At 60.7% G+C, this 22,405-nt stretch carries 34 protein-coding genes; 2 read left to right on the forward strand and 32 right to left on the reverse strand.

The window, feature by feature from the left end; all coding sequences use genetic code 11:
* Window position 1 precedes the first annotated feature (1 nt).
* The 3 genes from FHW58_RS23795 to FHW58_RS23805 all read right to left on the reverse strand — a co-directional run bounded on the left by FHW58_RS23795 (window position 2) and on the right by FHW58_RS23805 (window position 3,388).
* On the reverse strand, window positions 2-1,171 hold the full coding sequence (locus tag FHW58_RS23795; RefSeq protein WP_179675665.1) for an efflux RND transporter periplasmic adaptor subunit: 1,170 nt from the start codon (window positions 1,169-1,171) through the stop codon (window positions 2-4).
* A 136-nt stretch (window positions 1,172-1,307) separates the two neighbouring features.
* Window positions 1,308-2,663 (reverse strand): ATP-binding protein, encoded by a 1,356-nt coding sequence (locus FHW58_RS23800; protein WP_179675666.1) that lies wholly within the window; start codon window positions 2,661-2,663, stop codon window positions 1,308-1,310.
* Window positions 2,660-3,388: a response regulator gene (locus FHW58_RS23805; protein WP_179675667.1), complete on the reverse strand. Its 729-nt coding sequence runs from the start codon at window positions 3,386-3,388 to the stop codon at window positions 2,660-2,662. Before FHW58_RS23805 ends, FHW58_RS23800 begins: the two co-directional genes overlap by 4 nt.
* Before the next feature lie 194 nt (window positions 3,389-3,582).
* Between FHW58_RS23805 and FHW58_RS23810 the strand changes: the two genes are divergently transcribed.
* Complete coding sequence (locus FHW58_RS23810) at window positions 3,583-4,122, forward strand: Spy/CpxP family protein refolding chaperone (protein WP_179675668.1); 540 nt, start codon at window positions 3,583-3,585, stop codon at window positions 4,120-4,122.
* On the opposite strand, the gene dsbD is transcribed toward FHW58_RS23810, so the two are convergent.
* A complete protein-coding gene (gene dsbD, locus FHW58_RS23815) occupies window positions 4,123-6,099 on the reverse strand; it encodes a protein-disulfide reductase DsbD (RefSeq protein WP_179675669.1) in 1,977 nt (658 codons plus the stop codon).
* A 131-nt stretch (window positions 6,100-6,230) separates the two neighbouring features.
* Here dsbD and FHW58_RS23820 point away from each other — a divergent pair, with 131 nt between their 5' ends.
* Window positions 6,231-7,886 carry a M20/M25/M40 family metallo-hydrolase gene (locus tag FHW58_RS23820; protein WP_179675670.1) on the forward strand — a complete coding sequence of 552 codons (1,656 nt, stop codon included), beginning with the start codon at window positions 6,231-6,233 and terminating at the stop codon, window positions 7,884-7,886.
* A gap of 235 nt (window positions 7,887-8,121) precedes the next feature.
* On the opposite strand, the gene rplQ is transcribed toward FHW58_RS23820, so the two are convergent.
* The 28 genes from rplQ to rplC all read right to left on the reverse strand — a co-directional run bounded on the left by rplQ (window position 8,122) and on the right by rplC (window position 22,159).
* A complete protein-coding gene (gene rplQ, locus FHW58_RS23825) occupies window positions 8,122-8,517 on the reverse strand; it encodes a 50S ribosomal protein L17 (protein ID WP_090192432.1) in 396 nt (131 codons plus the stop codon).
* Window positions 8,518-8,626: 109 nt separating this feature from the next.
* Window positions 8,627-9,604 (reverse strand): DNA-directed RNA polymerase subunit alpha, encoded by a 978-nt coding sequence (locus FHW58_RS23830; protein WP_026637581.1) that lies wholly within the window; start codon window positions 9,602-9,604, stop codon window positions 8,627-8,629.
* Window positions 9,605-9,743: 139 nt separating this feature from the next.
* Window positions 9,744-10,367, reverse strand: a complete 624-nt coding sequence (gene rpsD, locus FHW58_RS23835) for a 30S ribosomal protein S4 (protein WP_179675671.1) — start codon at window positions 10,365-10,367, stop codon at window positions 9,744-9,746.
* 191 nt (window positions 10,368-10,558) lie between these two features.
* The gene (gene rpsK / locus FHW58_RS23840) at window positions 10,559-10,963 is read right to left on the reverse strand and encodes a 30S ribosomal protein S11 (protein ID WP_179675672.1); all 405 of its coding nucleotides are present in this window, start codon (window positions 10,961-10,963) and stop codon (window positions 10,559-10,561) included.
* Between the two features lie 14 nt (window positions 10,964-10,977).
* On the reverse strand, window positions 10,978-11,343 hold the full coding sequence (gene rpsM / locus FHW58_RS23845) for a 30S ribosomal protein S13 (RefSeq protein ID WP_154361046.1): 366 nt from the start codon (window positions 11,341-11,343) through the stop codon (window positions 10,978-10,980).
* Between the two features lie 27 nt (window positions 11,344-11,370).
* A complete protein-coding gene (rpmJ, locus tag FHW58_RS23850) occupies window positions 11,371-11,484 on the reverse strand; it encodes a 50S ribosomal protein L36 (protein ID WP_005663407.1) in 114 nt (37 codons plus the stop codon).
* A 35-nt stretch (window positions 11,485-11,519) separates the two neighbouring features.
* Window positions 11,520-11,738, reverse strand: a complete 219-nt coding sequence (infA, locus tag FHW58_RS23855) for a translation initiation factor IF-1 (protein WP_005663428.1) — start codon at window positions 11,736-11,738, stop codon at window positions 11,520-11,522.
* Window positions 11,739-11,758: 20 nt separating this feature from the next.
* Window positions 11,759-13,093: a preprotein translocase subunit SecY gene (gene secY, locus FHW58_RS23860; protein WP_179675673.1), complete on the reverse strand. Its 1,335-nt coding sequence runs from the start codon at window positions 13,091-13,093 to the stop codon at window positions 11,759-11,761.
* Window positions 13,094-13,123: 30 nt separating this feature from the next.
* Window positions 13,124-13,555 carry a 50S ribosomal protein L15 gene (rplO, locus tag FHW58_RS23865; RefSeq protein WP_179675674.1) on the reverse strand — a complete coding sequence of 144 codons (432 nt, stop codon included), beginning with the start codon at window positions 13,553-13,555 and terminating at the stop codon, window positions 13,124-13,126.
* A gap of 25 nt (window positions 13,556-13,580) precedes the next feature.
* On the reverse strand, window positions 13,581-13,763 hold the full coding sequence (rpmD, locus tag FHW58_RS23870; protein ID WP_155468011.1) for a 50S ribosomal protein L30: 183 nt from the start codon (window positions 13,761-13,763) through the stop codon (window positions 13,581-13,583).
* A gap of 10 nt (window positions 13,764-13,773) precedes the next feature.
* Window positions 13,774-14,292, reverse strand: coding sequence for a 30S ribosomal protein S5 (rpsE, locus tag FHW58_RS23875; protein WP_179675675.1), 519 nt, complete (start codon window positions 14,290-14,292; stop codon window positions 13,774-13,776).
* 9 nt (window positions 14,293-14,301) lie between these two features.
* Window positions 14,302-14,664 carry a 50S ribosomal protein L18 gene (rplR, locus tag FHW58_RS23880; RefSeq protein ID WP_154379308.1) on the reverse strand — a complete coding sequence of 121 codons (363 nt, stop codon included), beginning with the start codon at window positions 14,662-14,664 and terminating at the stop codon, window positions 14,302-14,304.
* A gap of 13 nt (window positions 14,665-14,677) precedes the next feature.
* The gene (rplF, locus tag FHW58_RS23885) at window positions 14,678-15,211 is read right to left on the reverse strand and encodes a 50S ribosomal protein L6 (RefSeq protein ID WP_179675676.1); all 534 of its coding nucleotides are present in this window, start codon (window positions 15,209-15,211) and stop codon (window positions 14,678-14,680) included.
* Between the two features lie 10 nt (window positions 15,212-15,221).
* Window positions 15,222-15,617, reverse strand: coding sequence for a 30S ribosomal protein S8 (gene rpsH / locus FHW58_RS23890; protein ID WP_092280164.1), 396 nt, complete (start codon window positions 15,615-15,617; stop codon window positions 15,222-15,224).
* Window positions 15,618-15,631: 14 nt separating this feature from the next.
* Window positions 15,632-15,937 (reverse strand): 30S ribosomal protein S14, encoded by a 306-nt coding sequence (gene rpsN, locus FHW58_RS23895; protein ID WP_055937643.1) that lies wholly within the window; start codon window positions 15,935-15,937, stop codon window positions 15,632-15,634.
* A 6-nt stretch (window positions 15,938-15,943) separates the two neighbouring features.
* Entirely contained in the window at window positions 15,944-16,483 is a 540-nt protein-coding gene (gene rplE / locus FHW58_RS23900; protein ID WP_179675677.1) for a 50S ribosomal protein L5, read from the reverse strand.
* A gap of 6 nt (window positions 16,484-16,489) precedes the next feature.
* Window positions 16,490-16,804, reverse strand: coding sequence for a 50S ribosomal protein L24 (rplX, locus tag FHW58_RS23905; RefSeq protein ID WP_179675678.1), 315 nt, complete (start codon window positions 16,802-16,804; stop codon window positions 16,490-16,492).
* A gap of 10 nt (window positions 16,805-16,814) precedes the next feature.
* On the reverse strand, window positions 16,815-17,183 hold the full coding sequence (gene rplN / locus FHW58_RS23910; RefSeq protein ID WP_050409761.1) for a 50S ribosomal protein L14: 369 nt from the start codon (window positions 17,181-17,183) through the stop codon (window positions 16,815-16,817).
* A 268-nt stretch (window positions 17,184-17,451) separates the two neighbouring features.
* Window positions 17,452-17,718, reverse strand: coding sequence for a 30S ribosomal protein S17 (gene rpsQ / locus FHW58_RS23915; protein ID WP_055937633.1), 267 nt, complete (start codon window positions 17,716-17,718; stop codon window positions 17,452-17,454).
* The gene (gene rpmC, locus FHW58_RS23920; RefSeq protein WP_056146773.1) at window positions 17,715-17,906 is read right to left on the reverse strand and encodes a 50S ribosomal protein L29; all 192 of its coding nucleotides are present in this window, start codon (window positions 17,904-17,906) and stop codon (window positions 17,715-17,717) included. Before rpmC ends, rpsQ begins: the two co-directional genes overlap by 4 nt.
* A gap of 12 nt (window positions 17,907-17,918) precedes the next feature.
* Window positions 17,919-18,338 carry a 50S ribosomal protein L16 gene (rplP, locus tag FHW58_RS23925; protein ID WP_135205161.1) on the reverse strand — a complete coding sequence of 140 codons (420 nt, stop codon included), beginning with the start codon at window positions 18,336-18,338 and terminating at the stop codon, window positions 17,919-17,921.
* A gap of 2 nt (window positions 18,339-18,340) precedes the next feature.
* Window positions 18,341-19,114: a 30S ribosomal protein S3 gene (rpsC, locus tag FHW58_RS23930; protein ID WP_179675679.1), complete on the reverse strand. Its 774-nt coding sequence runs from the start codon at window positions 19,112-19,114 to the stop codon at window positions 18,341-18,343.
* 9 nt (window positions 19,115-19,123) lie between these two features.
* Complete coding sequence (gene rplV, locus FHW58_RS23935; protein ID WP_174864456.1) at window positions 19,124-19,456, reverse strand: 50S ribosomal protein L22; 333 nt, start codon at window positions 19,454-19,456, stop codon at window positions 19,124-19,126.
* Window positions 19,453-19,728, reverse strand: coding sequence for a 30S ribosomal protein S19 (rpsS, locus tag FHW58_RS23940; RefSeq protein WP_050409767.1), 276 nt, complete (start codon window positions 19,726-19,728; stop codon window positions 19,453-19,455). Before rpsS ends, rplV begins: the two co-directional genes overlap by 4 nt.
* A gap of 9 nt (window positions 19,729-19,737) precedes the next feature.
* Complete coding sequence (gene rplB / locus FHW58_RS23945; protein WP_179675680.1) at window positions 19,738-20,568, reverse strand: 50S ribosomal protein L2; 831 nt, start codon at window positions 20,566-20,568, stop codon at window positions 19,738-19,740.
* Complete coding sequence (gene rplW / locus FHW58_RS23950; RefSeq protein ID WP_179675681.1) at window positions 20,568-20,882, reverse strand: 50S ribosomal protein L23; 315 nt, start codon at window positions 20,880-20,882, stop codon at window positions 20,568-20,570. The genes rplB and rplW overlap by 1 nt, the downstream gene beginning before the upstream one ends.
* Window positions 20,879-21,499 (reverse strand): 50S ribosomal protein L4, encoded by a 621-nt coding sequence (gene rplD / locus FHW58_RS23955; RefSeq protein ID WP_179675682.1) that lies wholly within the window; start codon window positions 21,497-21,499, stop codon window positions 20,879-20,881. The genes rplW and rplD overlap by 4 nt, the downstream gene beginning before the upstream one ends.
* A gap of 3 nt (window positions 21,500-21,502) precedes the next feature.
* On the reverse strand, window positions 21,503-22,159 hold the full coding sequence (gene rplC / locus FHW58_RS23960) for a 50S ribosomal protein L3 (protein WP_179675683.1): 657 nt from the start codon (window positions 22,157-22,159) through the stop codon (window positions 21,503-21,505).
* Between the last annotated feature and the right edge of the window lie 246 nt (window positions 22,160-22,405).

Genomic DNA, 22,405 nt, shown 5'->3' on the forward strand with positions numbered 1-22,405 from the left:
CCTAGCCTTTCTGCTTGCTACCATCAACCTTGTTGGCATCGACCGGCTTGTCGGCCTGGGCGATGCGTACCTTGCCGCCCGGCCGCAGGTTTTGCTTGCCGTCGACAATCACTTGTTCGTCGCCGTTCAGGCCGGACACGGCGGCGCGGTCGCCAAAGGCGTACAGGCGCTTGATGTTGACCACTTTGGCGGACTGGTCCTTGTCCACGGCGTAGACGAAGGTGCCGCGGGTGTTGCTAATGATAGCGTTTTGCGGAATCACCGTCGCATCCTTGAGCACCTGCGACACCAGCTTGGTGTTGACGTACTGGCCCGGCCACAGCGCGGTGTCCTTGTTGTCGAACTGGGCCTTGACGCGGATCACGCCGGCCACCGGGTCGACCGTGTTGTCGATGAAGCTGAGCTTGCCGTTGACGGCCAGCGACGAATTGTCCAGCGTCACCTGGACCGGCACCGGCCCCTGGCGCTGCGCCGCCATCAGCCCGGCCAGCGCGCTTTCCGGCAGCGTGAAGGCGACCGTGATCGGGTCCAGCTGGGTGACCGAGGTCAGCAGCGTGGTCATCTGCACCAGGCTGCCCGGGTAGACGTTGATGGCGCCGACGCGGCCGGTCATCGGCGCGCGGATCGCGGTGTAGCTGGCGTCCACGTTGGCCGAGCGCACGGCGGCGATGTCGGCCTGCAGCACGGCGCGCGCCGAGTCGACCTGGCTCTTCAGCGTATCGACCGCGCCCTGGGCGATGAACCTCTGCGCCAGCAGGTCCTGCGCGCGCTTGTACTGGCGCTCGTAGTCGGCCAGCGCGGCGCGGTCGCGTTCGACCTGGGCTTGCGCCTTGTCGAGGTTGGCGCGCTCGGTGCGGTCGTCGAGCGTAAACATCAGCTCGCCCGACTGGACGAACTGCCCTTCCTTGATGTGCACCTTGGCGATGGTGCTGGTGGTTTGCGGATGCAGGTCGACGGTGCTGATCGGCGTCACCGTGCCGTTGGCCTGCAACACCACCGGCACGTCCTGGCGCTGCGGCGCGATGATGCTGACGGTGGTCGGGCCCTGCGGGCCGTTGCCGTTGAGTTTGCTGCCGGAGGCGGGCGCGCCGTCGTGATGGGTCAGATACCAGATGCCGCCACCGGCGACCACGATGGCGCCCACCAACGATGCTAAGGAAGATTTTTTCATTTTAATAATAATTTTCAGTCGAAAATATTGCCGCCGAGCATAAGGGCGAAATATTGTCGCATAGTATCTACCCGAAAAACTGCGCCCGTGTGACCGCTACGCGGTTTTTCGCATGAAGTGTTGCTTAGTGTATTGCTTAGTTGCCGGCGTAATACTCGGGCACCACCAGCGTCACTTCCAGGCCGCCATCGCGGTGGTTGGCCAGCGTGACATTGGCGCCGTGTTGCTCGGCGATATTGCGGGCAATGGTCAGTCCCAGACCAGTGCCGCCGGACTCGCGCGAACGCGAGGTTTCGATGCGGTAAAACGGTTCAAACACGCGCGCCATCTGGTCCGGCGCGATGCCGGGGCCGCCGTCGCGGATGCGGATGCGCGCCGCGCCGGCCAGCCGCTCCACCGTCACCTGCGCGTAGTGGCCATACTTGACGGCGTTGTCGATCAGGTTGACCAGGCAGCGGCGGATCGCCAGCGGCCGGCCCATCAGCGCCATCGCCGCGCGGCCGCGCAGCTCGACCTGCTGGCCGGTGTCGGTGGCGTCGCTGCACACGCTGTCGAGCAGCGCGTCCAGGTCCAGCGCCTGCATGGTTTCGGTCGAGTCCATGCTGCGCGCCAGGTCCAGCCCCTCGCGCACCATCTGCTGCATGGCCGACAGGTCATCGATCAGGCGCTGCTGCAACTCCTTGTCCTCGACCTTTTCCAGCCGCAGGCGCAGGCGCGTCAACGGCGTCTGCAGATCGTGGGTGATGGCGGCCAGCATCTGCGTGCGCTGGGTGATGTGCTGGCGGATGCGCGCCTGCATGGCGTTGAAGGCGGCGCTGGCCTGGCGGATCTCGGCGGCGCCGCTCAGCACCACCGGCGGGTGGTTGATGTCGTTGCCCAGGTCCTTGGCGGCCTGCGCCAGGCGGTTCAGCGGCCGCATCGACATGCGCGCCACCAGGTAGGCCAGGAAGGCGATGCTGACCAGGAAAGGCAGCAGCGACAGCAGCTCGCTGTTGGTGGACGCCGGCGGTGCGCGCGGCGGCAGCACCGACAGCTTCAGCACCTGGCCGTCGTGCAGGTAGACGTTGATCGCCTCGCACGTGCCCTTCCACTGGGTGGAAGCGAACATGCTGGTGACCTGGCGCGGCTGGTCGCAGGCGGCCAGGTGCTCGGCCAGCGGGCCCAGCCGGAAGCGCTCGCCCAGGCGCTGCTGCAGCGAGGTCGAGAATTCGGTCGGCGCCACCGTCTGCGCCTGCGGCGTGTCGCTCAGCTCCAGCCGCACCGTGCCGCGCGCGGCCGCCACCAGAAAGGTCGGGCGGGCGCTGTCCGGCATGGCGTCGGCGGTGGTGATCAGCTGCTCGGCCCGTTCCAGCGCGTGGAAGTCGCGGTAGCGCTCCAGCGCGCGGGTGCGCTCGTTGACGGCCAGCCACTGGGTCAGCGCCGCCGAGGCGACGATGCCCAGCAGCAGGACCAGGAACACGCGTCCGGTCATCGAGCCGAGGAAGGCTTTCACGCTTGCGGCTCCACCGACACCTGGCCGGCCAGCACATAGCCGCCGTTGCGGACCGTCTTGATGATTTGCGGCATGCGCGCGTCCTCGCCCAGCTTCTGGCGCAGGCGGCTGATCTGGATGTCGATCGAGCGGTCGAACGGGTCGGCGTCGCGGCCCTGGGTCAGGTTCAGCAGTTGGTCGCGGTTGAGCACGCGGTTCGGGTGTTCGAGGAAGACCTTGAGCAGGCGGAACTCGGCGCCCGACAGCATGATGACGATGCCGTCCGGATTGAGCAGGTGGCGCGCGGTCAGGTCCAGCGTCCAGCCCGAGAATTTCATGTGCTGCGCCTTGTCGGTGCCGGCGCCGGCCGGCATGGCGTTGCTGCGCCGCAGGACGCTGCGGATGCGCGCCAGCAGTTCGCGCGGCTCGAACGGTTTCGGCAGGTAGTCGTCGGCGCCCATTTCCAGGCCGAGGATGCGGTCCAGCGGCTCGTTGCGCGCGGTCAGCATGATCACCGGCAGCGTCGAGTGGGCGCGCAGCTTGCGGCACAGCGTCAGGCCGTCGTCGCCGGGCAGGTTCAGGTCCAGCACCACCAGCTCGGGACGGGCTTCGTCCAGCAGCTTCCACATGGCCACGCCATCGGCGGCGCACAGCGCGCGGTAGCCATTCGATTCCAGGTAGTCCGCCAGCAGGGTGCGGATGTCGCGATCGTCGTCAACGATCAAGATAGTAGATGTCGGTTCCATGTGCTCATTATCCCAGCAAGACCATGCAGCAATTGTATCGTCTTGTATAAGGGCGTAGGGGCCGTTCAGACGGGAAACATCTGGATACAAAAACTTCGGGCAGCGAAACGTAAGGGCAACCTTGGGCCGCCAAGATGGCATCAAGCGCGAACCCAACGCGAATTGACTTAACTCTCAACCATGAAGGAACGACCATGAACATCTTACGCAAAAGCATACTGATCGGTTTCACCGTACTGGGCATGGCCGCCGCGCAGGCCCAGGAAAGCCAGCCAGTCCAGAAGCCGCACGGCGCGCATCCGAGCAAGGAACAGATGCAGGCGCGCATGGCAGACATGTACGCCAAGCGCCAGGCACGCCTGCACGACCTGCTGAAGCTGACCGCGCAGCAGGAATCGGCTTGGGCCACCTACCAGGCCGCCATCAAGCCGGCCGCGTTTGACGGCCCGCGTCCGGAGCACAAGCCGCTCAACAAGCTGACCGCGCCGGAACGCCTGAACCTGGCGCTGGAGATGACCAAAAAGCGCGAGGCCTTCCTGGAAACCCGCGTGAAAGCGGTCAGCGCCTTCTACGCGCAGCTGAACCCGGCGCAGCAGACGCTGTTCGACGAGCACGGCCTGGGCTTTGAACACCATGGCCGTCGCGGCCACTGGGGTCATGGCCACCGCGGCGGCTGGGGCCACGGCGGCGAGCAGCGCCAGGGCTGGGGCGGCCCGGCACCGCGTCAGGGCTGATCAGTTCAGCACGGACAGGGATGCGGTGAACTTTGCCGCATCCTGGAAGCCGATCACGCGCGCGTTGGGGATCTCCTTGCCCTGCTGGTCGAACAGGATGATGCCCGGCGGCCCGAACAGGCCGAAGCGCTTCAGCATGGCCTTGTCGTCCTCGTCGTTGGCGGTCACGTCGGCTTGCAGCAGCACGGTATTGGCCAGCCTGGCGCGCACGGCGGGATCGACGAAGGTCAGTTTTTCCATCTCCTTGCAGGACACGCACCAGTCGGCGTAGAAGTCCAACATCACGGTTTTGCCGCCAGTTTGGGCGAGGATGGCGTCGAGTTGCTGGACGTTCTTGACGCGCTTGAACGTCAGCGCGGCGTCATGGCTGCCCTTGCCGGTCAGGTGGGCCAGCGGCGCCAGCGGATCGCGCCCGCCGCTGACCACGCCCACCAGTTGCGCCACGCCCAGCACCAAGGCGATCACGCCGGCCGATTTGGCGACCCATTGACCGCTATTCAGCAGCAGATACATGCCGTAGCCGACCAACAGCGCGGCCCAGCCCATCATCTGCACGGCTGCCGGTAACACCGGCGACACCAGCCACCAGCCCACCGCCAGCATCAGCACGCCGAAGAAGCGCTTGACCGAGTCCATCCACATGCCGGCCTTCGGCAACAGCGTACCGGCCGACACGCCGACCAGGATCAGCGGCACGCTCATGCCGACCGCCATGGCAAACAACGCACTGCCGCCGATGACGACGTCGCGCGACTGGCTGATGTAGACCAGCGCGGCGGCCAGCGGCGCCGCCACGCACGGGCCGACGATCAGCGCCGAAATCGCGCCCATGACAAACACGCCGGCCAGCTTGCCGGACGACTGACGGTTGGACACAGTGCTCAGCTTGCTTTGCAGCGCGGCCGGCACCTGCAATTCATAGACGCCGAACATGGACAGCGACAGCAGCGCCATCAGCAGGGCGAAGCCGCCCAGCACCCACGGGTTCTGCAGCGTGCTGGCCAGGCCTTCGCCGGCCAGGCCAGCCGCCACGCCGAGCGCGGTGTAGACCAGGGCCATGCCCAGCGCGTAGGTGACCGACAGCGCCAGTGCCCGGCTGCGGCTGGTGTTCTGGCCTTCGCCGACGATGATCGAGGACAGGATGGGCACCATCGGCAATACGCATGGCGTGAACGACAGGCCCAGGCCCAGCAGGGCAAACAGCGGCAGGATGACCAGCAGCTTGCCGCTCTTCAGCGCGGCTTCCAGATGGCCGGCGTCGTCGGCCGGCGCGGCTGGCGCGGCGGCTTGCTGTGGCGGCGCTGGCGGTGCGATGTCGGTGGCGGTCGGGTTGGGCACGGTGTAGATCTTGACGCCGGGGCTCAGCGCGGCGGGCTTGCCGCCGTTCACGCCTTCGTTGACGGCGCCCTGGCCGGCCGCGCCGGGCGCTGTGGGCGGCGGTGTCGCGCCGGCGGTGGCTGCGGTGGCGGGGACGCCGGCGGTCGCGCTCGCCGCCGAGGCGTTTGCGGCCGGCGCACCGGCCGGCGCCGGCGAGCCGGCTGCGGGCAGCGGCACCGAACCGCTGCCGACCAGCGACGCCTTGTAATCCTGCGGCGCGTAGCACAAGCCCTTCTCCGAGCAGCCCTGGCCGCCGGCCAGCAGCGTGAACGCGCCACTGGCATTCACTGGAATCGTGATGGTCACGCTCTTGCGATAGGTCTCCACATCCTTGGCAAAGGTCTCGTCATAGTGCACCTTGCCGGGCGGGATCTGGGGCGCGCCCAACTGGGCGCCCTGCGCGCTGAATTTGAAGCGCTCGCGGTACATGTAGTAGCCGTCGGCGATCTGGAACGTCACCGACACCGTATGTCCATCCACCATGCGCGCCGAAAACTTGAACGCCTCGGACGGATCGAGGAAATCCTCAGCGCGGGCAGGCTGCAGCAGCAGCGCGATCAACGCCAGCAGCGGCGCGATTAAGCGGACAAAACGGGACATAAAACTTTCTCTCTGGGGACTGTTCATTGAAGCAACAGGCATAGTACACCGACGGCGTTTTTCCCGCCTGAATGCGGCCTTAAAACATTGCTTTATGCGAAACTGGATTTTTTTACGCATTGGAGTACTCCATGTCCCTTTTCCGTCCACTGCTGTGGTCCGCCCTCGCCCTCGGCGCCCTGCCGGCAATGGCGCAAGCGCCGGCCGAGGCTTTAAACGCCATCAACGCGCAAGACCTGCTGGCGCACATCAAAATCCTGGCCTCCGAAGAATTCGAAGGCCGCGCACCGGGTACGCCCGGCGAGGCGAATGCCGTCGCCTACATCAAAAGCGAATTTCGCCGGCTGGGCCTGCAGGCCGGCAATCCGGACGGCAGCTGGGCGCAAGCGGTGCCGCTGCGCGGCCTGAAGCCATCGCCGCGCTTCAGCTACACCATCAACGGCCAGAAAGTCGCGCTGAATTTCCCGAATGACTATGTTGCCCATTCGACCAGCCAGGCGACCACGGTTGACGTCAACCACTCGGACATCGTGTTTGTCGGCTATGGCGTGCAGGCGCCGGAATACGGCTGGGACGATTACAAGGGCGTGGACGTGCGCGGCAAGACCATCCTGATGCTGATCAACGACCCGGCCGTTCCCGACCCAAACAATCCCGCCGAGCTGGACCCGGCCATGTTCAAGGGCAAGGCGATGACCTATTACGGCCGCTGGACGTACAAATACGAAATCGCCGCCAAGCTGGGCGCGGCGGCGGCGATCATCATCCATGAAACGATTCCGGCCGCCTATCCCTGGGACGTGGTGCGCAGCGGCGGCAACGCCGAACAGTTCAGCCTGGTCCGCGCGGGTGACGATCCGGACGCGCCGCCGGTGCCGGGCTGGATCCAGTTGGACAAGGCCAAGGCGCTGATGACCGCCGCCGGCTACGATTTCGACACGCTGAAAAAACAGGCACAGACCAGGGAGTTCCGCCCCGTCCCCCTGAAGGCGACCGCCGATTTCCATATCGACAATGTCGCCCGGACGATTAGCTCGAATAACGTGGTGGCCAAAATCGAAGGCAGCGATCCCAAGCTGAAAGACGAATATGTGATCTATAGCGCCCATTGGGATCATTTGGGTGTGGACCCGGCGACCGGGAAAATCTATTACGGGGCGCTCGATAATGCATCCGGCGTCGCGGCGTTATTGGAAATCGCCAAGGCCTTTAAAACGTTGCCGGCGGCGCCGAAACGATCGATTCTATTTATTGCCACCACCGCCGAGGAACGGGGATTATTGGGCGCGAAATATTATGCGAGCAATCCACTTTATCCGCTTAAAAATACGGTGGCGAATATTAATATTGATGGGATTAATGCCTGGGGTAAAACAGCGCAGATTGAAAATGTCACATCGGGCCATTCCAGTATTGATGGTCTACTGGAGAAATATGCCAAGGCGCAGGGACGACTGATGGAAAAAGATACGCGTCCGGAATTGGGAAGTTTTTATCGCGCCGATCAGCTGGAGTTTGCGCGCGTTGGTGTACCGGTTTTATATACGAAGGCGCGCAGTGCGTATCTGAACAAGCCGGCCAATTACGCGACCGAGGTGGTGAATCACTATTTCACCCGCGATTACCATCAGCCAACCGATCTGGTGCGGGCGGACTGGGACTTCAGCGGCGGCGTGCAGGATATCCAGTTGCTGTTCCAGGTGGGGCTGGACATCGCCCAAGGCAGCACGCCGCAGTGGAACGCGAGTTCCGAGTTCAAGGGAGCAGGCGACCGGCGGCTGAAGTAATTCAAGCCAACAATTAGCATAAATACGCCGACTTCTGGCACAACCCACTAACGCACGCGCTAAACCCGCACGGCGATCCGTCGCGGGGTCTGACCCCGTACGGGGTCAGACCCCTCGTGCGGTGGAGGGTTTCGGCGGCACAGGCGCAAATATTATTCCCATTCTTTAAACGCGAATAAGATAAAAAAAAGCCAGGCTAAGCCTGGCTTTTCAATACTACAGTACAACCAACTAATTACTCGGCGGTTGGCGCGTCTTCAATTGCGGTGACTTCTGGACGATCCAGCAGCTCAACATAAGCCATTGGAGCGTTATCGCCAACGCGGAAACCCATTTTCAGAATACGCAGATAACCACCATTGCGGTTAGCAAAACGTGGGCCCAGTTCCGAGAACAGTTTGCCGACGATTTCACGATCGCGCAGACGGGCGAATGCCAGACGCTTATTCGCCAGGGTATCGGTCTTGCCCAGGGTCAGGATAGGCTCAACAACGCGGCGCAGTTCTTTTGCCTTTGGCAGCGTGGTTTTAATCGCTTCATGACGCAGCAGCGAAACGGTCATGTTGCGCAGCATAGCCAGACGGTGGGACGAGGTACGGTTCAGTTTGCGGAGGCCGTGACGGTGACGCATGGTACTTCCTTTCAATGATGTTTAAATCCGAGCTCTTCGATCGTCAATGACGCGGGCCGGTTTAAGTGAAAACGCCCGCGGCGACATGCCACGGGCGGGGACTGCAAAATTACTTCTCCAGACCAGCAGGCGGCCAGTTTTCCAGCTTCATGCCCAGGGTCAGGCCGCGGGAAGCCAGCACTTCCTTGATCTCGTTCAGCGACTTGCGACCCAGATTCGGGGTCTTCAGCAGTTCGTTTTCCGAACGCTGGATCAGGTCGCCGATGTAGTAGATGTTTTCCGCTTTCAGGCAGTTGGCCGAACGCACGGTCAGTTCCAGATCGTCCACTGGACGCAGCAGGATCGGATCGACCAGCGGTGCGCGCGATGGCGCTTCGGCGGCGGCTTCGGTGCCTTCCAGGGCGGCAAACACATTCAGTTGATCGACCAGCACGCGCGCCGATTGACGGATCGCCTCTTCCGGCGAGATCACGCCGTTGGTTTCGATGTTGATGATCAGCTTGTCCAGGTCGGTACGCTGTTCCACACGGGCCGACTCCACGAAGTACGACACGCGGCGCACTGGCGAGAACGACGCGTCCAGGATGATGCGGCCGATGGTCTTGTTGGTGTCTTCCGACAGGCGACGGACGTTGCCCGGCACATAGCCGCGGCCTTTTTCGACCTTGATCTGCATGTCCAGCTTGCCGCCAGCGGTCAGGTGGGCGATCACGTGGTCCGGGTTGATCAGTTCCACGTCGTGCGGCAGATCGATGTCCGAGGCCAGCACGGCGCCTTCGCCTTCCTTCTTCAGGGTCAGGGTGACGGAGTCACGGTTGTGCACCTTGAACACCACGCCCTTCAGGTTCAGCAGCAGGTCAACCACGTCTTCTTGCACGCCGTCCAGCGACGAGTACTCGTGCACCACGCCAGCGATGGTCACTTCGGTCGGCGCGTAGCCCACCATCGACGACAGCAGCACGCGACGCAGCGCGTTGCCCAGGGTGTGGCCGTAGCCGCGTTCGAACGGCTCCATCACGACCTTGGCGTGACCGGCGCCCAGCGCCTCAACATCGATAATACGTGGTTTCAACAGGCTGTTTTGCATGTAAATGTCCTTTTCAATACCCTCGGCGCGTTAAGCCGATAAGGCTGATGGCATTAGTGAAAACGCCCGCTTGAAAAAGCGGGCGGGCTTACGACAAATTGGGCCCCGGCTTGCGCCGGGGTGACGACCAGGTCGTCAATTAACGCGAGTACAGTTCGACGATCAGCGATTCGTTGACGTCAGCAGCGATCTCGTTGCGCTCTGGCAGCGACTTGAAGGTGCCTTCCATCTTCTTGGCGTCCACCGACACCCAGGCTGGCATGCCGACTTGTTCGGCCAGCGACAGCGCTTCCAGGATACGGGTCTGCTTCTTGGCCTTTTCGCGCACGGCGATGACGTCGCCGACCTTGACCGCGTACGAAGCGATGTTGACGACATTGCCGTTCACGGTGAAGGCCTTGTGCGAGACCAGCTGGCGCGCTTCGGCGCGGGTCGAGCCGAAGCCCATGCGGTAGGCGACGTTGTCCAGGCGGGCTTCCAGCAGCTTCAGCAGGGTTTCGCCGGTGTTGCCCTTGCGGCGGTCGGCTTCAGCGAAGTAGCGACGGAACTGACGTTCCAGCACGCCGTACATACGCTTGACTTTTTGCTTTTCGCGCAGCTGGTTGCCGTAGTCCGAGGTGCGGGCGCCCGATTTCACGCCGTGCTGACCTGGCTTGACGTCCAGTTTGCATTTGCTGTCCAGCGAGCGGCGCGCGCTCTTCAGGAACAGGTCGGTGCCTTCACGGCGGGAGAGTTTTGCTTTTGGTCCGATATAACGTGCCACGGTGCTTTCCTTTGTTGTGTGATGACGTCCCAACCGCAGGCGCGGTTGAACGCTAGTCTGGTCTGCATATGAGCCAGACGTGGCTGGAGTCTGTTGAAAACAGACGACAATAGCCGGGCAGTATAGCCGTTACCAGCTTCCTGCACCAGCCTTATTGTGTAACAGCGTTGCCGGCAGAACCGGCGAGGCCATTAGATACGACGACGCTTTGGAGGGCGGCAGCCGTTGTGTGGCACTGGCGTCACGTCCTGGATCTCGGTGATCTTGATGCCCAGGTTGTTCAGCGCGCGCACAGCCGATTCACGGCCCGGGCCTGGGCCCTTGATACGCACTTCCAGGTTCTTCACGCCGCATTCGATCGCGACTTTACCAGCGGCTTCCGCAGCCACCTGCGCCGCGAACGGGGTCGATTTACGCGAACCCTTGAAGCCAGCACCACCCGAGGTCGCCCACGACAGCGCATTGCCCTGACGGTCGGTGATGGTGATGATGGTGTTGTTGAAGGAAGCGTGAACGTGGGCGATACCCTCGACCACGTTCTTCTTGACCTTCTTGCGTACGCGCGCTGCTGCTGCGCTGCTTTGTTGCTTAGCCATGTGATTTCCCTAGATTATTTCTTGAGCGATTGAGCGGCTTTGCGCGGGCCCTTGCGGGTACGTGCATTGGTGCGGGTGCGCTGGCCGCGGACCGGCAGGCCCTTGCGGTGACGCATACCACGGTAGCAACCCAGATCCATCAAACGCTTGATGTTCATGGACAGTTCGCGGCGCAGGTCGCCTTCGACGATGAATTTTGCCACTTCATCGCGCAGCTTTTCCAGTTCGCTGTCGTCCAGGTCCTTGACCTTTTTATCGGTCGCAATGCCCGTTTGCGCGCAGATGAACTTCGCGCGTGGGCGGCCTACACCGTAGATGGCCGTCAGGCCGATAACGGTGTGCTGGTGATTTGGGATATTAACCCCTGCAATACGTGCCATTCGTTATTCCTCGATAAATAACGGTTATTAACCTTGACGCTGTTTGTGACGTGGTTCGACGCAGATTACGCGAACAACGCCCTTGCGCTTGATGATCTTGCAGTTGCGGCAGATCCGCTTGACTGAGGCGTTAACTTTCATGATGAACTCTCTTCTAAAGGTTCGATTATCTAAATTTACTTGGTCCGGAACACGATGCGGGCGCGGGACAGGTCGTAAGGTGTCAGTTCAACCGTCACCTTATCGCCAGGCAGGATGCGGATATAGTTCATCCGCATTTTACCTGAAATATGCCCGAGCACCACGTGCCCGTTTTCCAGCTTTACTCGAAATGTTGCATTAGGGAGATTTTCCAGGATCTCGCCCTGCATCTGTATGACGTCGTCTTTTGCCATTCGGTATGTTGAAACCGCGCTTATCGCGTCGGAATTCCGCCTTTGAAGTTTGCTTTGCGCAGCAGCGATTCATATTGCTGCGACATCACGTAGTTTTGTACTTGGGCCATGAAGTCCATGGTCACAACCACAATAATCAACAGAGATGTACCGCCGAAATAGAACGGTACCTTCCACTCGGCTTGCATGAATTCCGGCAACAAACACACCAGAGTGATGTAGATGGCGCCAGCCAGTGTCAATCGCGTCAGGATCTTGTCGATGTAGCGGGCAGTCTGCTCACCGGGACGGATCCCTGGCACAAAGGCCCCGCTCTTCTTCAAGTTATCCGCTGTTTCCTTGCTGTTGAAGACCAGCGCTGTATAGAAGAAACAGAAAAACACGATCGCAATGGCGTTCAACAGTGCGTGGATGGGCTCGCCTGGCCCCATCGATGCTGCCAAATCTTTCAGGAACCGGACCGCCGGGTTGGCCGTGTCGGCGCCCGTGGTAAACCAGCCCACGATCGTGGCCGGGAACAAGATAATCGACGAAGCGAAGATCGGTGGGATCACGCCGGCCATGTTCAGCTTCAATGGCAGGTGCGACGTTTGTCCACCGTAAATCTTGTTACCCACCTGGCGTTTCGCATAGTTGACCAGGATCTTGCGTTGGCCCCGTTCCACAAACACCACCAGGAACGTTACCGCCACCACCAGGACCATGATGATGATCGCCGACAGCGCGCCGATCGAGCCGTTGCTCACCGACTGGCCGAGGCCACCCAGTGCGCCCGGCAGACCGGCCGCGATCCCGGCGAAAATGATGATCGAGATGCCGTTACCGAGACCGCGCTCGGTAATCTGCTCGCCCAACCACATCACGAACATGGTGCCGGTCAACAGCGTCACGACCGTCACGAAACGGAAGGCATAACCTGGATCCAGCACCAGGCCTGCCTGCGACTCCAAGGCCACCGCGATGCCGAGCGCCTGGAACGCCGCCAGCACCACCGTGAAATACCGGGTGTACTGCGTGATCTTGCGTCGGCCCGCTTCGCCTTCCTTCTTCAGCGCCTCCATCTGCGGCGACACGATCGACACCAACTGCATGATGATCGAGGCCGAGATGTACGGCGTGATACCCAGCGCAAACACCGTGAAGCGCGCGAGCGCGCCACCGCTGAACATGTTCAACATGCCCAGGATGCCGCCCTCTTGCGACTTGAACAGCGCGGCCAATTGTACCGGATCGATCCCGGGGACCGGGATGTGAGCGCCGATACGATAAACCACCAATGCGCCAAGCAGGAACCAGAGCCGGCCCCAGGGGAAACCAGCTGCTGCACTTTTAGCCAATTGTGGATTAGTCGCCAATTTTCGCTCCGATCAAGCTGTGTGCGGGGCTCAGGCTACCGAGCCGCCGGCGGCTTCGATGGCGGCTTTCGCGCCAGCGGTCACTTTCAGGCCCTTCAAGGTCACCGCTTTGGTGATCTCGCCCGAAGCGATGACGCGCACGTCGCGTGCCAGCACGCTCAGTACGCCAGCTTGTTTCAGCACCAGGATGTCGACTTCGCCCACGGCCAGGTTGTTCAGGTCGGACAGACGCACTTCAGCTTTGAAGGTGGCGTTGAGCGACTTGAAACCGCGCTTAGGCAGACGACGTTGCAGAGGCATCTGACCGCCTTCGAAGCCGACTTTGTGGAAGCCGCCCGAACGCGATTTCTGACCCTTGTGGCCGCGGCCCGCGGTTTTACCCAGGCCGGAGCCGATACCGCGGCCGACGCGGCGCTTGTAGTGCTTGGCGCCTTCGGCTGGTTGAATGGTATTCAGTTCCATGATTTCTCCGTGAGTAAGCCGGGGCTTACGCAACTACTTTAACGAGATACGACACTTTGTTGATCATGCCGCGTACCGATGGGGTGTCTTGCAGCTCGGCAACCGAGTTCACGCGACGCAGGCCCAGGCCCTTGACGGTGGCGCGGTGGTCTTGACGCGTGCCGATCAGGCCCTTGACCAGTTGTACTTTGACGGTTTTCGTAGTCATGTGGTTCACCTTAACCCAGGATCTCTTCCACCGACTTGCCGCGTTTGGCGGCGACATCGGCAGGAGTGTGCAGTTTGGCCAGGCCGTCCAGCGTGGCGCGGACCAGGTTGTATGGGTTGCTCGAACCGGTGGACTTGGCGACCACGTCGGTCACGCCCATCACTTCGAAGATCGCGCGCATCGCGCCGCCAGCGATCACGCCGGTACCCGGCTTGGCCGGCGACATCATCACCTTGGAGGCGCCGTGGCGGCCCATCACGGTGTGGTGCAGGGTGCCGTTCTTCAGCGGCACCTTGATCAGGTTGCGGCGGGCTTCTTCCATTGCCTTTTGCACACCGACTGGTACCTCTTTCGACTTGCCCTTGCCCATGCCGATGCGGCCATCGCCGTCACCGACCACGGTCAGCGCGGCGAAGCCCATGATACGACCACCCTTGACCACCTTGGTCACGCGGTTGATCGCGATCATTTTTTCGCGCATGCCATCATCCGGCTTGTCGCTTGCCATTTTTGCTTGCATTTTTGCCATGATCGTTCCTTAGAACTTCAGACCGGCTTCACGCGCGGCTTCTGCCAGCGCCTTCACACGGCCGTGATAACGGAAACCGGAACGGTCGAAGGCGACTTCGGTGATACCGGCTTTCAGTGCTTTTTCTGCTACGCGCTTGCCGACCAGTGCGGCGGCAGCGGCGTTGCCACCCTTGCCCGATTTGCCCGCCAGTTCAGCACGCACTTCCGCTTCCACGGTCGAGGCCGAAACCAGCACTTTGGCTTCCGGGGAGATCAGGTTCGCGTAGATGTGCAGGTTGGTGCGGTGTACCGACAGGCGGTTCACTTTCAGCTGCGCAATCTTGATCCGGGTTTGACGTCCGCGGCGCAGACGAGATTCTTTTTTATCCATCGTCAGCCCCTAATTACTTCTTCTTGGTTTCTTTGATCTTAACCACTTCGTCCGAATAACGGACGCCCTTGCCCTTGTAAGGCTCCGGAGCGCGGTAAGCACGAACTTCGGCGGCCACCTGGCCCACTTTTTGACGGTCGATGCCTTTGATGACGATCTCGGTCGGGGTGGCGGTGGTCACGCTCACGCCTTCTGGCATGGCGTGCACGACCGGGTGCGAGAAGCCCAGCGACAGGTTCAGCTTGTCGCCCTGGGCCTGGGCCTTGTAGCCCACGCCAACCAGGTTCAGCTTTTTCTCGAAGCCCTTGGTCACGCCGGTCACCATGTTGTTGACCAGCGCGCGCAGCGTGCCGGACATGGCGTTGGCTTCGCGGCTGTCGTTGGACGGCTCGAAGCTCAGCGTGCCAGCGTTGTTTTCTACTTTAACCAGGCCGTTCAGGCTCTGGGTCAGGACGCCCAGCGGGCCCTTGACGGTGATCGCTTGTGCGGAGATGGCGACATCAGCGCCAGCTGGCACAGCGATAGGCATTTTAGCTACTCGGGACATGTGTTACTCCTTAGGCCACGTAGCAAATCACTTCGCCGCCGACACCGGTAGCGCGTGCTTTACGGTCGGTCATGACGCCTTGTGGGGTCGATACAATCGCCACACCCAGACCATTCATCACCGAAGGGATCTCGTCTTTGCCTTTGTAGACGCGCAGGCCCGGACGGGACACGCGCTCCAGGCGCTCAATGACGGGACGGCCGACATAATATTTCAAACCGATTTTCAGTTCCGACTTGCCACCGGCTTCGGCGACAGCGAAATCTTCAATGTAACCCTCGTCCTTGAGGACGTTGGCAATCGCCACTTTGACTTTCGACGATGGCATCGCCACGGTCGTTTTTTGCACGCCTTGAGCGTTGCGAATGCGGGTCAGCATATCGGCGATAGGATCGCTCATACTCATTGCTTATTCTCCTATTACCAGCTAGCTTTGGTCATACCCGGGATTTCACCACGCATGGCGAATTCACGGAGCTTGATACGGCCCAGACCGAATTTACGGAAGGTGCCGCGCGGACGACCGGTGACCTGGCAGCGGTTGCGCTGGCGGGTCGGGGCCGAGTTACGTGGCAGCGCCTGCAGTTTCAGGCGCGCTTCGTAACGCTCTTCTTCCGACTTGGTCTGGTCATCGATGATGGCCTTCAGAGCGGCGCGCTTGGCGGCGAACTTGGCCACCAGGTCTGCGCGTTTCTGTTCACGGTTAATCAGTGCGAGTTTTGCCATGATCTCTTAGTTCCTGAACGGGAATTTGAAGGCGGCGAGCAGAGCTTTCGCTTCGTCGTCGGTCTTAGCGGTGGTGGTGATCGAAATGTTCATGCCACGCAGCGCGTCGATCTTGTCGTACTCGATCTCAGGGAAGATGATCTGCTCTTTCACACCGATGTTGTAATTGCCACGGCCGTCGAAGGCCTTGCCATTCACACCGCGGAAGTCACGCACGCGCGGCAGGGCCACGGTGATGAAGCGGTCGAGGAACTCGTACATGCGGGCGCCGCGCAGGGTCACCATGGTGCCGATCGGGTAGCCTTCACGGATCTTGAAGCCCGCGATTGCCTTGCGGGCCTTGGTGGTCACCGGCTTCTGGCCGGCGATCTTGGTCAGGTCGCCGACAGCGTGCTCGAGGACCTTCTTGTCCGCGATCGCCTCGCCCACACCCATGTTCAGGGTGATCTTGGTCAGACGCGGAACTTCCATCACCGATTTGTAACCGAATTTCGCGGTCAGGTCGGCGACGACCTTTTCTTTATAGAATTCTTGGAGACGTGCCATGATTTCTTAAGCCTTCACTACTTCGCCGGACGATTTAAAGACGCGGACTTTTTTGCCGTCCACTTCCTTGAAACCCACACGGTCTGCCTTGCCAGTCGCAGCGTTGAACAACGCCACGTTGGACACGTGAATCGGCATGGTCTTATCGACGATACCACCTTGAACGCCAGTCATCGGGTTCGGCTTGGTTGCTTTCTTGGCAACGTTGACGCCTTCCACCACCACGTGGTCCGCGTCGACGCGACGCGACACCACACCGCGCTTGCCCTTGTCCTTACCGGCCAGAACGATGACTTCGTCGTTTTTACGAATCTTATCCATTACTGACTCCTTACAGTACTTCAGGTGCCAGGGACACGATCTTCATGAACTTCTCAGTGCGCAGTTCGCGGGTCACTGGTCCGAAGATACGGGTACCGATCGGCTCCAGCTTGGCGTTCAGCAGCACGGCGGCATTGCCGTCGAACTTCACCAGGGAACCGTCCTGGCGGCGCACACCCTTAGCGGTGCGCACTACCACGGCGTTGTAAATTTCACCTTTTTTGACACGGCCACGTGGCTGGGCAACCTTGACGGTTACCTTGATCACATCGCCAATGCCTGCATAACGGCGCTTGGAACCGCCCAACACCTTGATGCACATGACTTCCTTGGCACCGGTGTTGTCGGCTACTTCGAGCCGGCTTTCAGTTTGAATCATAATATTCTCTTTCCCAACTTAAGCCGAAGAATCCACACAATGCGGACCTAACGGTCAGTCTTGGTCCCGCCAGAAGAGCCTGCTGGCCCCGCTGCTTGGGTGCTTGACCTTCGCCCTGCACTACTGACCGCACGGTTCAGCGTCTGTGGCCAGACACTTTGCGGCGTTACATGAACGAAGCCCACGAGTATTACATACAACTCGCGGGCTTGCAAGAACTAATTGCAAAACCCCGCCAAAACCACGGTTCTGGCGGGCGTCCTGTCAATTAAACGATTTGTGCGGCTTGCACCACACGGGTCACGGTCCATGCCTTCGTTTTGGAGATCGGGCGACCTTCCACGATTTCCACCGTGTCACCGGCTTTCACCTGGTTGGTCTCGTCGTGGGCGTGGTACTTGGCCGAACGGACGATGATCTTGCCATACAGAGGGTGTTTCACGTGACGTTCGATCAGAACGGTAACGGTCTTGTCCATCTTGTCGGACACAACTTTACCGATCAGCGTACGCTTCAGCTTGACTTGCTCGGTCATTTTGCTTCCTTCGTGTTCATTACCGTTTTTACACGTGCGATATCGCGACGTACCTTCTTGAGCTGCGAAGTGTTGCTCAGCTGCTGCGTAGCGATTTGCATACGCAGGCCGAACTGGGCTTTCAGCAGATCGTTCAGCTCTTTCTGCAGAGCTGCCTGGTCTTTGCCGCGGAGTTCAGATGCTTTCATGGTTCACTCCTGTTATTGACCAACTTGGCGGACCACGAAGGTGGTCGCCAGTGGCAGTTTGGCAGCGGCCAGGCGGAATGCTTCGCGCGCCAGTTCTTCGGCGACGCCGTCCATCTCGTACAGGACCTTGCCTGGGCGGATTTCAGCGACGTAGTACTCCGGGTTACCTTTACCGTTACCCATACGGACTTCAGCCGGCTTGTTCGAGATCGGCTTGTCCGGGAAGACGCGGATCCAGATCCGGCCGCCACGCTTGATGTGACGGGTCATGGCGCGACGGGCAGCTTCGATCTGACGGGCAGTGATGCGGCCGCGGGCCACGGCCTTCAGGCCGAACTCGCCGAACGACACGTTGGTGCCGGTGGTGTGCGAAATGCCGGTGTTACGGCCTTTCTGCTCTTTGCGATACTTTCTGCGTGCTGGTTGCAGCATGGTTATTCTCCTGCTTTCTCAGCCGGCTTGGCAGCGCGACGGGCGCCACCAGCTGGACGGGGACGGCCAGCTGGCTTGCCGTCGTCACGACGTGGGCCACGTGGCTTTTTCTCTTCAGCCGGGGTATCGATCACAGGCGCTTCGCCGGTGGCCGAACGGTCACCTTTGTAGACCCACACCTTGACACCGATGATGCCGTAGGTGGTCGACGCTTCCGAGGTGCCGTAGTCGATGTCAGCGCGCAGGGTGTGCAGTGGCACACGGCCTTCGCGGTACCATTCGGTACGGGCGATCTCGATGCCGTTCAGACGACCGGACGACATGATCTTGATGCCCAGGGCACCCAGACGCATGGCGTTCTGCATCGCGCGCTTCATGGCGCGACGGAACATGATGCGCTTTTCCAGCTGCTGGGCGATCGAATCGGCGATCAGCTGCGAGTCGATTTCCGGCTTGCGGATTTCTTCGATGTTGACGTGCACCGGCACACCCATGATCTTGCCCAGGGCCGACTTCAGGACTTCGATGTCCTCGCCCTTCTTGCCGATCACCACGCCCGGACGCGAGCTGTAGATGGTGAAACGCGCGTTCTTGGCCGGACGCTCGATGACGATGCGGCCGACCGAGGCGTTCTTCAGCTTGGTCTTCAGGTAGGTGCGTGCCTTCAGGTCTTCGTTCAGCATGTCGGCAAAGTTACCATTGCCAGCGTACCAACGCGAAGCCCAGTTACGGGTTACCGCCAGACGGAAACCGGTTGGATGAATTTTCTGACCCATCTTGGCTCCTTAGTTACCGACGGTCACGTAAATGTGACACGATTGTTTCGAGATACGATCGCCACGACCTTTTGCACGCGCGGTGAAGCGCTTCAGGATCGGGCCCTTTTCGACGTAGATCGTTTTCACGAACAGCTCGTCGATGTCGGCACCATCGTTGTGCTCGGCGTTGGCGATGGCCGACTCCAGCACTTTCTTGATGATGGTGGCGCCTTTTTTCGGGCTGAACTGCAGAATGTTCAGTGCAGCGTCGACTTTTTTGCCACGGATCAGGTCAGCAACCAGGCGGCCCTTTTGGTCCGACAGGCGCACGCCTTTGAGGATAGCTTTGGTTTCCATTATTTCTTCGCCTTCTTGTCAGCGGCATGGCCCTTGAACGTGCGGGTCAGCGCGAATTCACCGAGCTTGTGACCCACCATGTTTTCGGAAACATACACAGGCACGTGCAGCTTGCCGTTGTGAACAGCGATCGTCAGGCCGATGAAGTCAGGCATGATGGTCGAGCGACGGGACCAGGTTTTGATTGGCTTTTTGTCTTTGGTCGCTTGCGCGGCTTCGACTTTTTTCACCAGGTGGGCGTCACAGAACGGCCCTTTTTTCAATGAACGAGTCATGATTTATCCTTATTTCTTGCCGCGGCGCGAGACGATCATCGAAGAAGTGCGCTTGTTGCTGCGAGTCTTCTTGCCCTTGGTCTGCTGGCCCCATGGCGACACTGGGTGACGACCAGCGGCGGTACGGCCTTCACCACCACCGTGCGGGTGGTCGATCGGGTTCATCACCACACCGCGCACGGTAGGACGCACACCGCGCCAACGCATGGCACCGGCTTTACCGATCTTGCGCAGGCTGTGTTCGGCATTGCCGACTTCGCCCACGGTGGCACGGCACTCGATGTGCACGCGACGGACTTCGCCCGAACGCAGACGCACCTGAGCGTACGTACCTTCACGCGCCATCAGCACCACGCCGGCGCCGGCGGTACGGGCCATCTGGGCGCCCTTACCTGGCAGCATTTCGACGCAGTTCATCACGGTACCGACCGGGATGTTGCGGATCGGCAGGCAGTTGCCGGCCTTGATCGGCGCTTCCGCGCCGCTCATCACGGTGTCGCCCACCGCCATGCCCTTGGTGGCGATGATGTAGGTGCGGGCGCCGTCGGCGTAGCACAGCAGCGCGATGTGCGCGGTGCGGTTAGGATCGTATTCGATACGTTCCACTTTCGCCGGGATGCCGTCCTTGCTGTTACGCTTGAAGTCGATCACGCGGTAGTGCTGCTTGTGACCGCCACCGATGTGACGGGTGGTGATGTGGCCGTTGTTGTTGCGGCCGGCGGTCTTCGATTTTTTCTCAACCAGCGCGGCGAACGGACGGCCCTTGAACAGGTCCGAGTTCACCACTTTCACCATGCCGCGACGGCCTGGGGAGGTTGGCTTCATCTTAACGAGTGCCATTATTTAGCCTCCTCGGTGAAATTGATTTCCTGGCCTGGTTTCAGGCACACGAAAGCACGCTTGGTGTGGTTGCGGCGGCCGATATGGGCGCCCGAACGCTTTTGCTTGCCTTCGCGGTTCACGGTCTGCACCGATTCCACTTGGACTTTGAACAGCAGTTCAACGGCAGCCTTGATCTCTGGCTTGGTGGCGTCGGTGGTGACGCGGAACACGATCTGCTCGTTCTTTTCCGCGACCAGGGTGGCCTTCTCGGAAATCACCGGAGCCACCAGCACCTTCATCAGGCGCTCTTCGCTAAATTTCAATGCGCTCATGCCAGCATCTCCTCAATCTTCGCCAGCGCGGCCTTGGTCACCAGGATCTTCTTGTAGAAGACCAGCGACATCGGGTCGGCGTGACGTGGCTCGACAACCAGCACGTTCGGCAGGTTGCGGGAAGCCAGTTCCAGGTTTTCGTTGGCGGTGTCGGTGATGATCAGCACCGAGTCGAAGCCCAGGCCGGTCAGCTTTTGCGACAGCAGCTTGGTTTTAGGCGCTTCGATCGACAGATCTTCGATCACGACCAGACGGTCTTCGCGGGCCAGCTGCGACAGGATCGAGCAGACACCAGCGCGGTACATCTTCTTGTTCACCTTGTGGGTGAAGTTCTCGTCAGGCGAGTTCGGGAAGATGCGACCACCGCCGCGCCACAGTGGCGACGACGACATACCAGCACGGGCGCGGCCGGTGCCTTTCTGGCGCCATGGCTTCTTGGTCGTGTGGTGGACTTCTTCACGGTCTTTTTGCTTACGGTTGCCGCTGCGCGCATTGGCTTGGTAGGCAACGACGATCTGGTGGATCAGCGCTTCGTTGTAGTCGCGGCCGAACACGGTGTCAGCGGCGGCGATATTGGCAGCGGCTTGACCTTGGGCGTTCAAGAGCTTGAGTTCCATCGATTAAGCTCCCTTCTTTGCTTTAACTTTAACGGCAGGCGAGACCACCACTTCACCGTTCTTGGCGCCAGGAATGGCACCCTTGACCAGCAGCAGCGAACGCTCAGCGTCGATGCGGGCGATTTCCAGATTCTGCACGGTGCGGGTAACGTCACCCATGTGACCGGTCATGCGCTTGCCAGGGAACACGCGGCCTGGATCTTGCGCCATACCAATCGAACCTGGCACGTTGTGCGAACGGGAGTTACCGTGGGTCTGGCGACCCGAGGCGAAGTTGTGACGCTTGATGGTACCGGCGTAGCCTTTACCGATCGTGACGCCCTGGACGTCAACTTTCTGACCGACTTCGAACAGCGACACGGCGACAACTTCACCGGCTTTCAGTTCGGCGGCTTTAGCGGCGTCGACACGGAACTCTTTCAGCAGAGTACCCGCTTCAACACCGGCTTTAGCGTGGTGACCGGCAACGGCTTTGGTCACGCGGGAAGCGCGACGTTGACCGAAGGCGACCTGAACTGCGGCGTAACCGTCAGTTTCAGGAGTTTTGATTTGCGCAACACGGTTGTTCGATACGTCGACCACGGTGACTGGGATCGAATCCCCGTCATCGGTGAAGATGCGCATCATGCCAACCTTGCGACCGAGGAGGCCAAGGCTCATTTTTTCTCCATTCCCACCTACGATTGGGCGGGGCTTTGTTGAACTACAAAAATAGTACGGACCAAATAAAAAGACGAATCCATACCGAAGCCGGCTAGTGTACTGTGAAAAGGGGCTTGACGCAACAACTTATTACGAGGTATGTCGGTTTTTTGCGCCGCGCCCGGCGCAGCGCCGCGGTTGTTGAATCAGCAATGAAAAACGGCGGCGGAACCGCAGTTCCGCCGCCGCCATGTGGCCGTCAGC

It is taken from the genome of Duganella sp. 1224 (assembly GCF_013408245.1).
Taxonomy (GTDB): Bacteria; Pseudomonadota; Gammaproteobacteria; order Burkholderiales; family Burkholderiaceae_D; genus Rugamonas.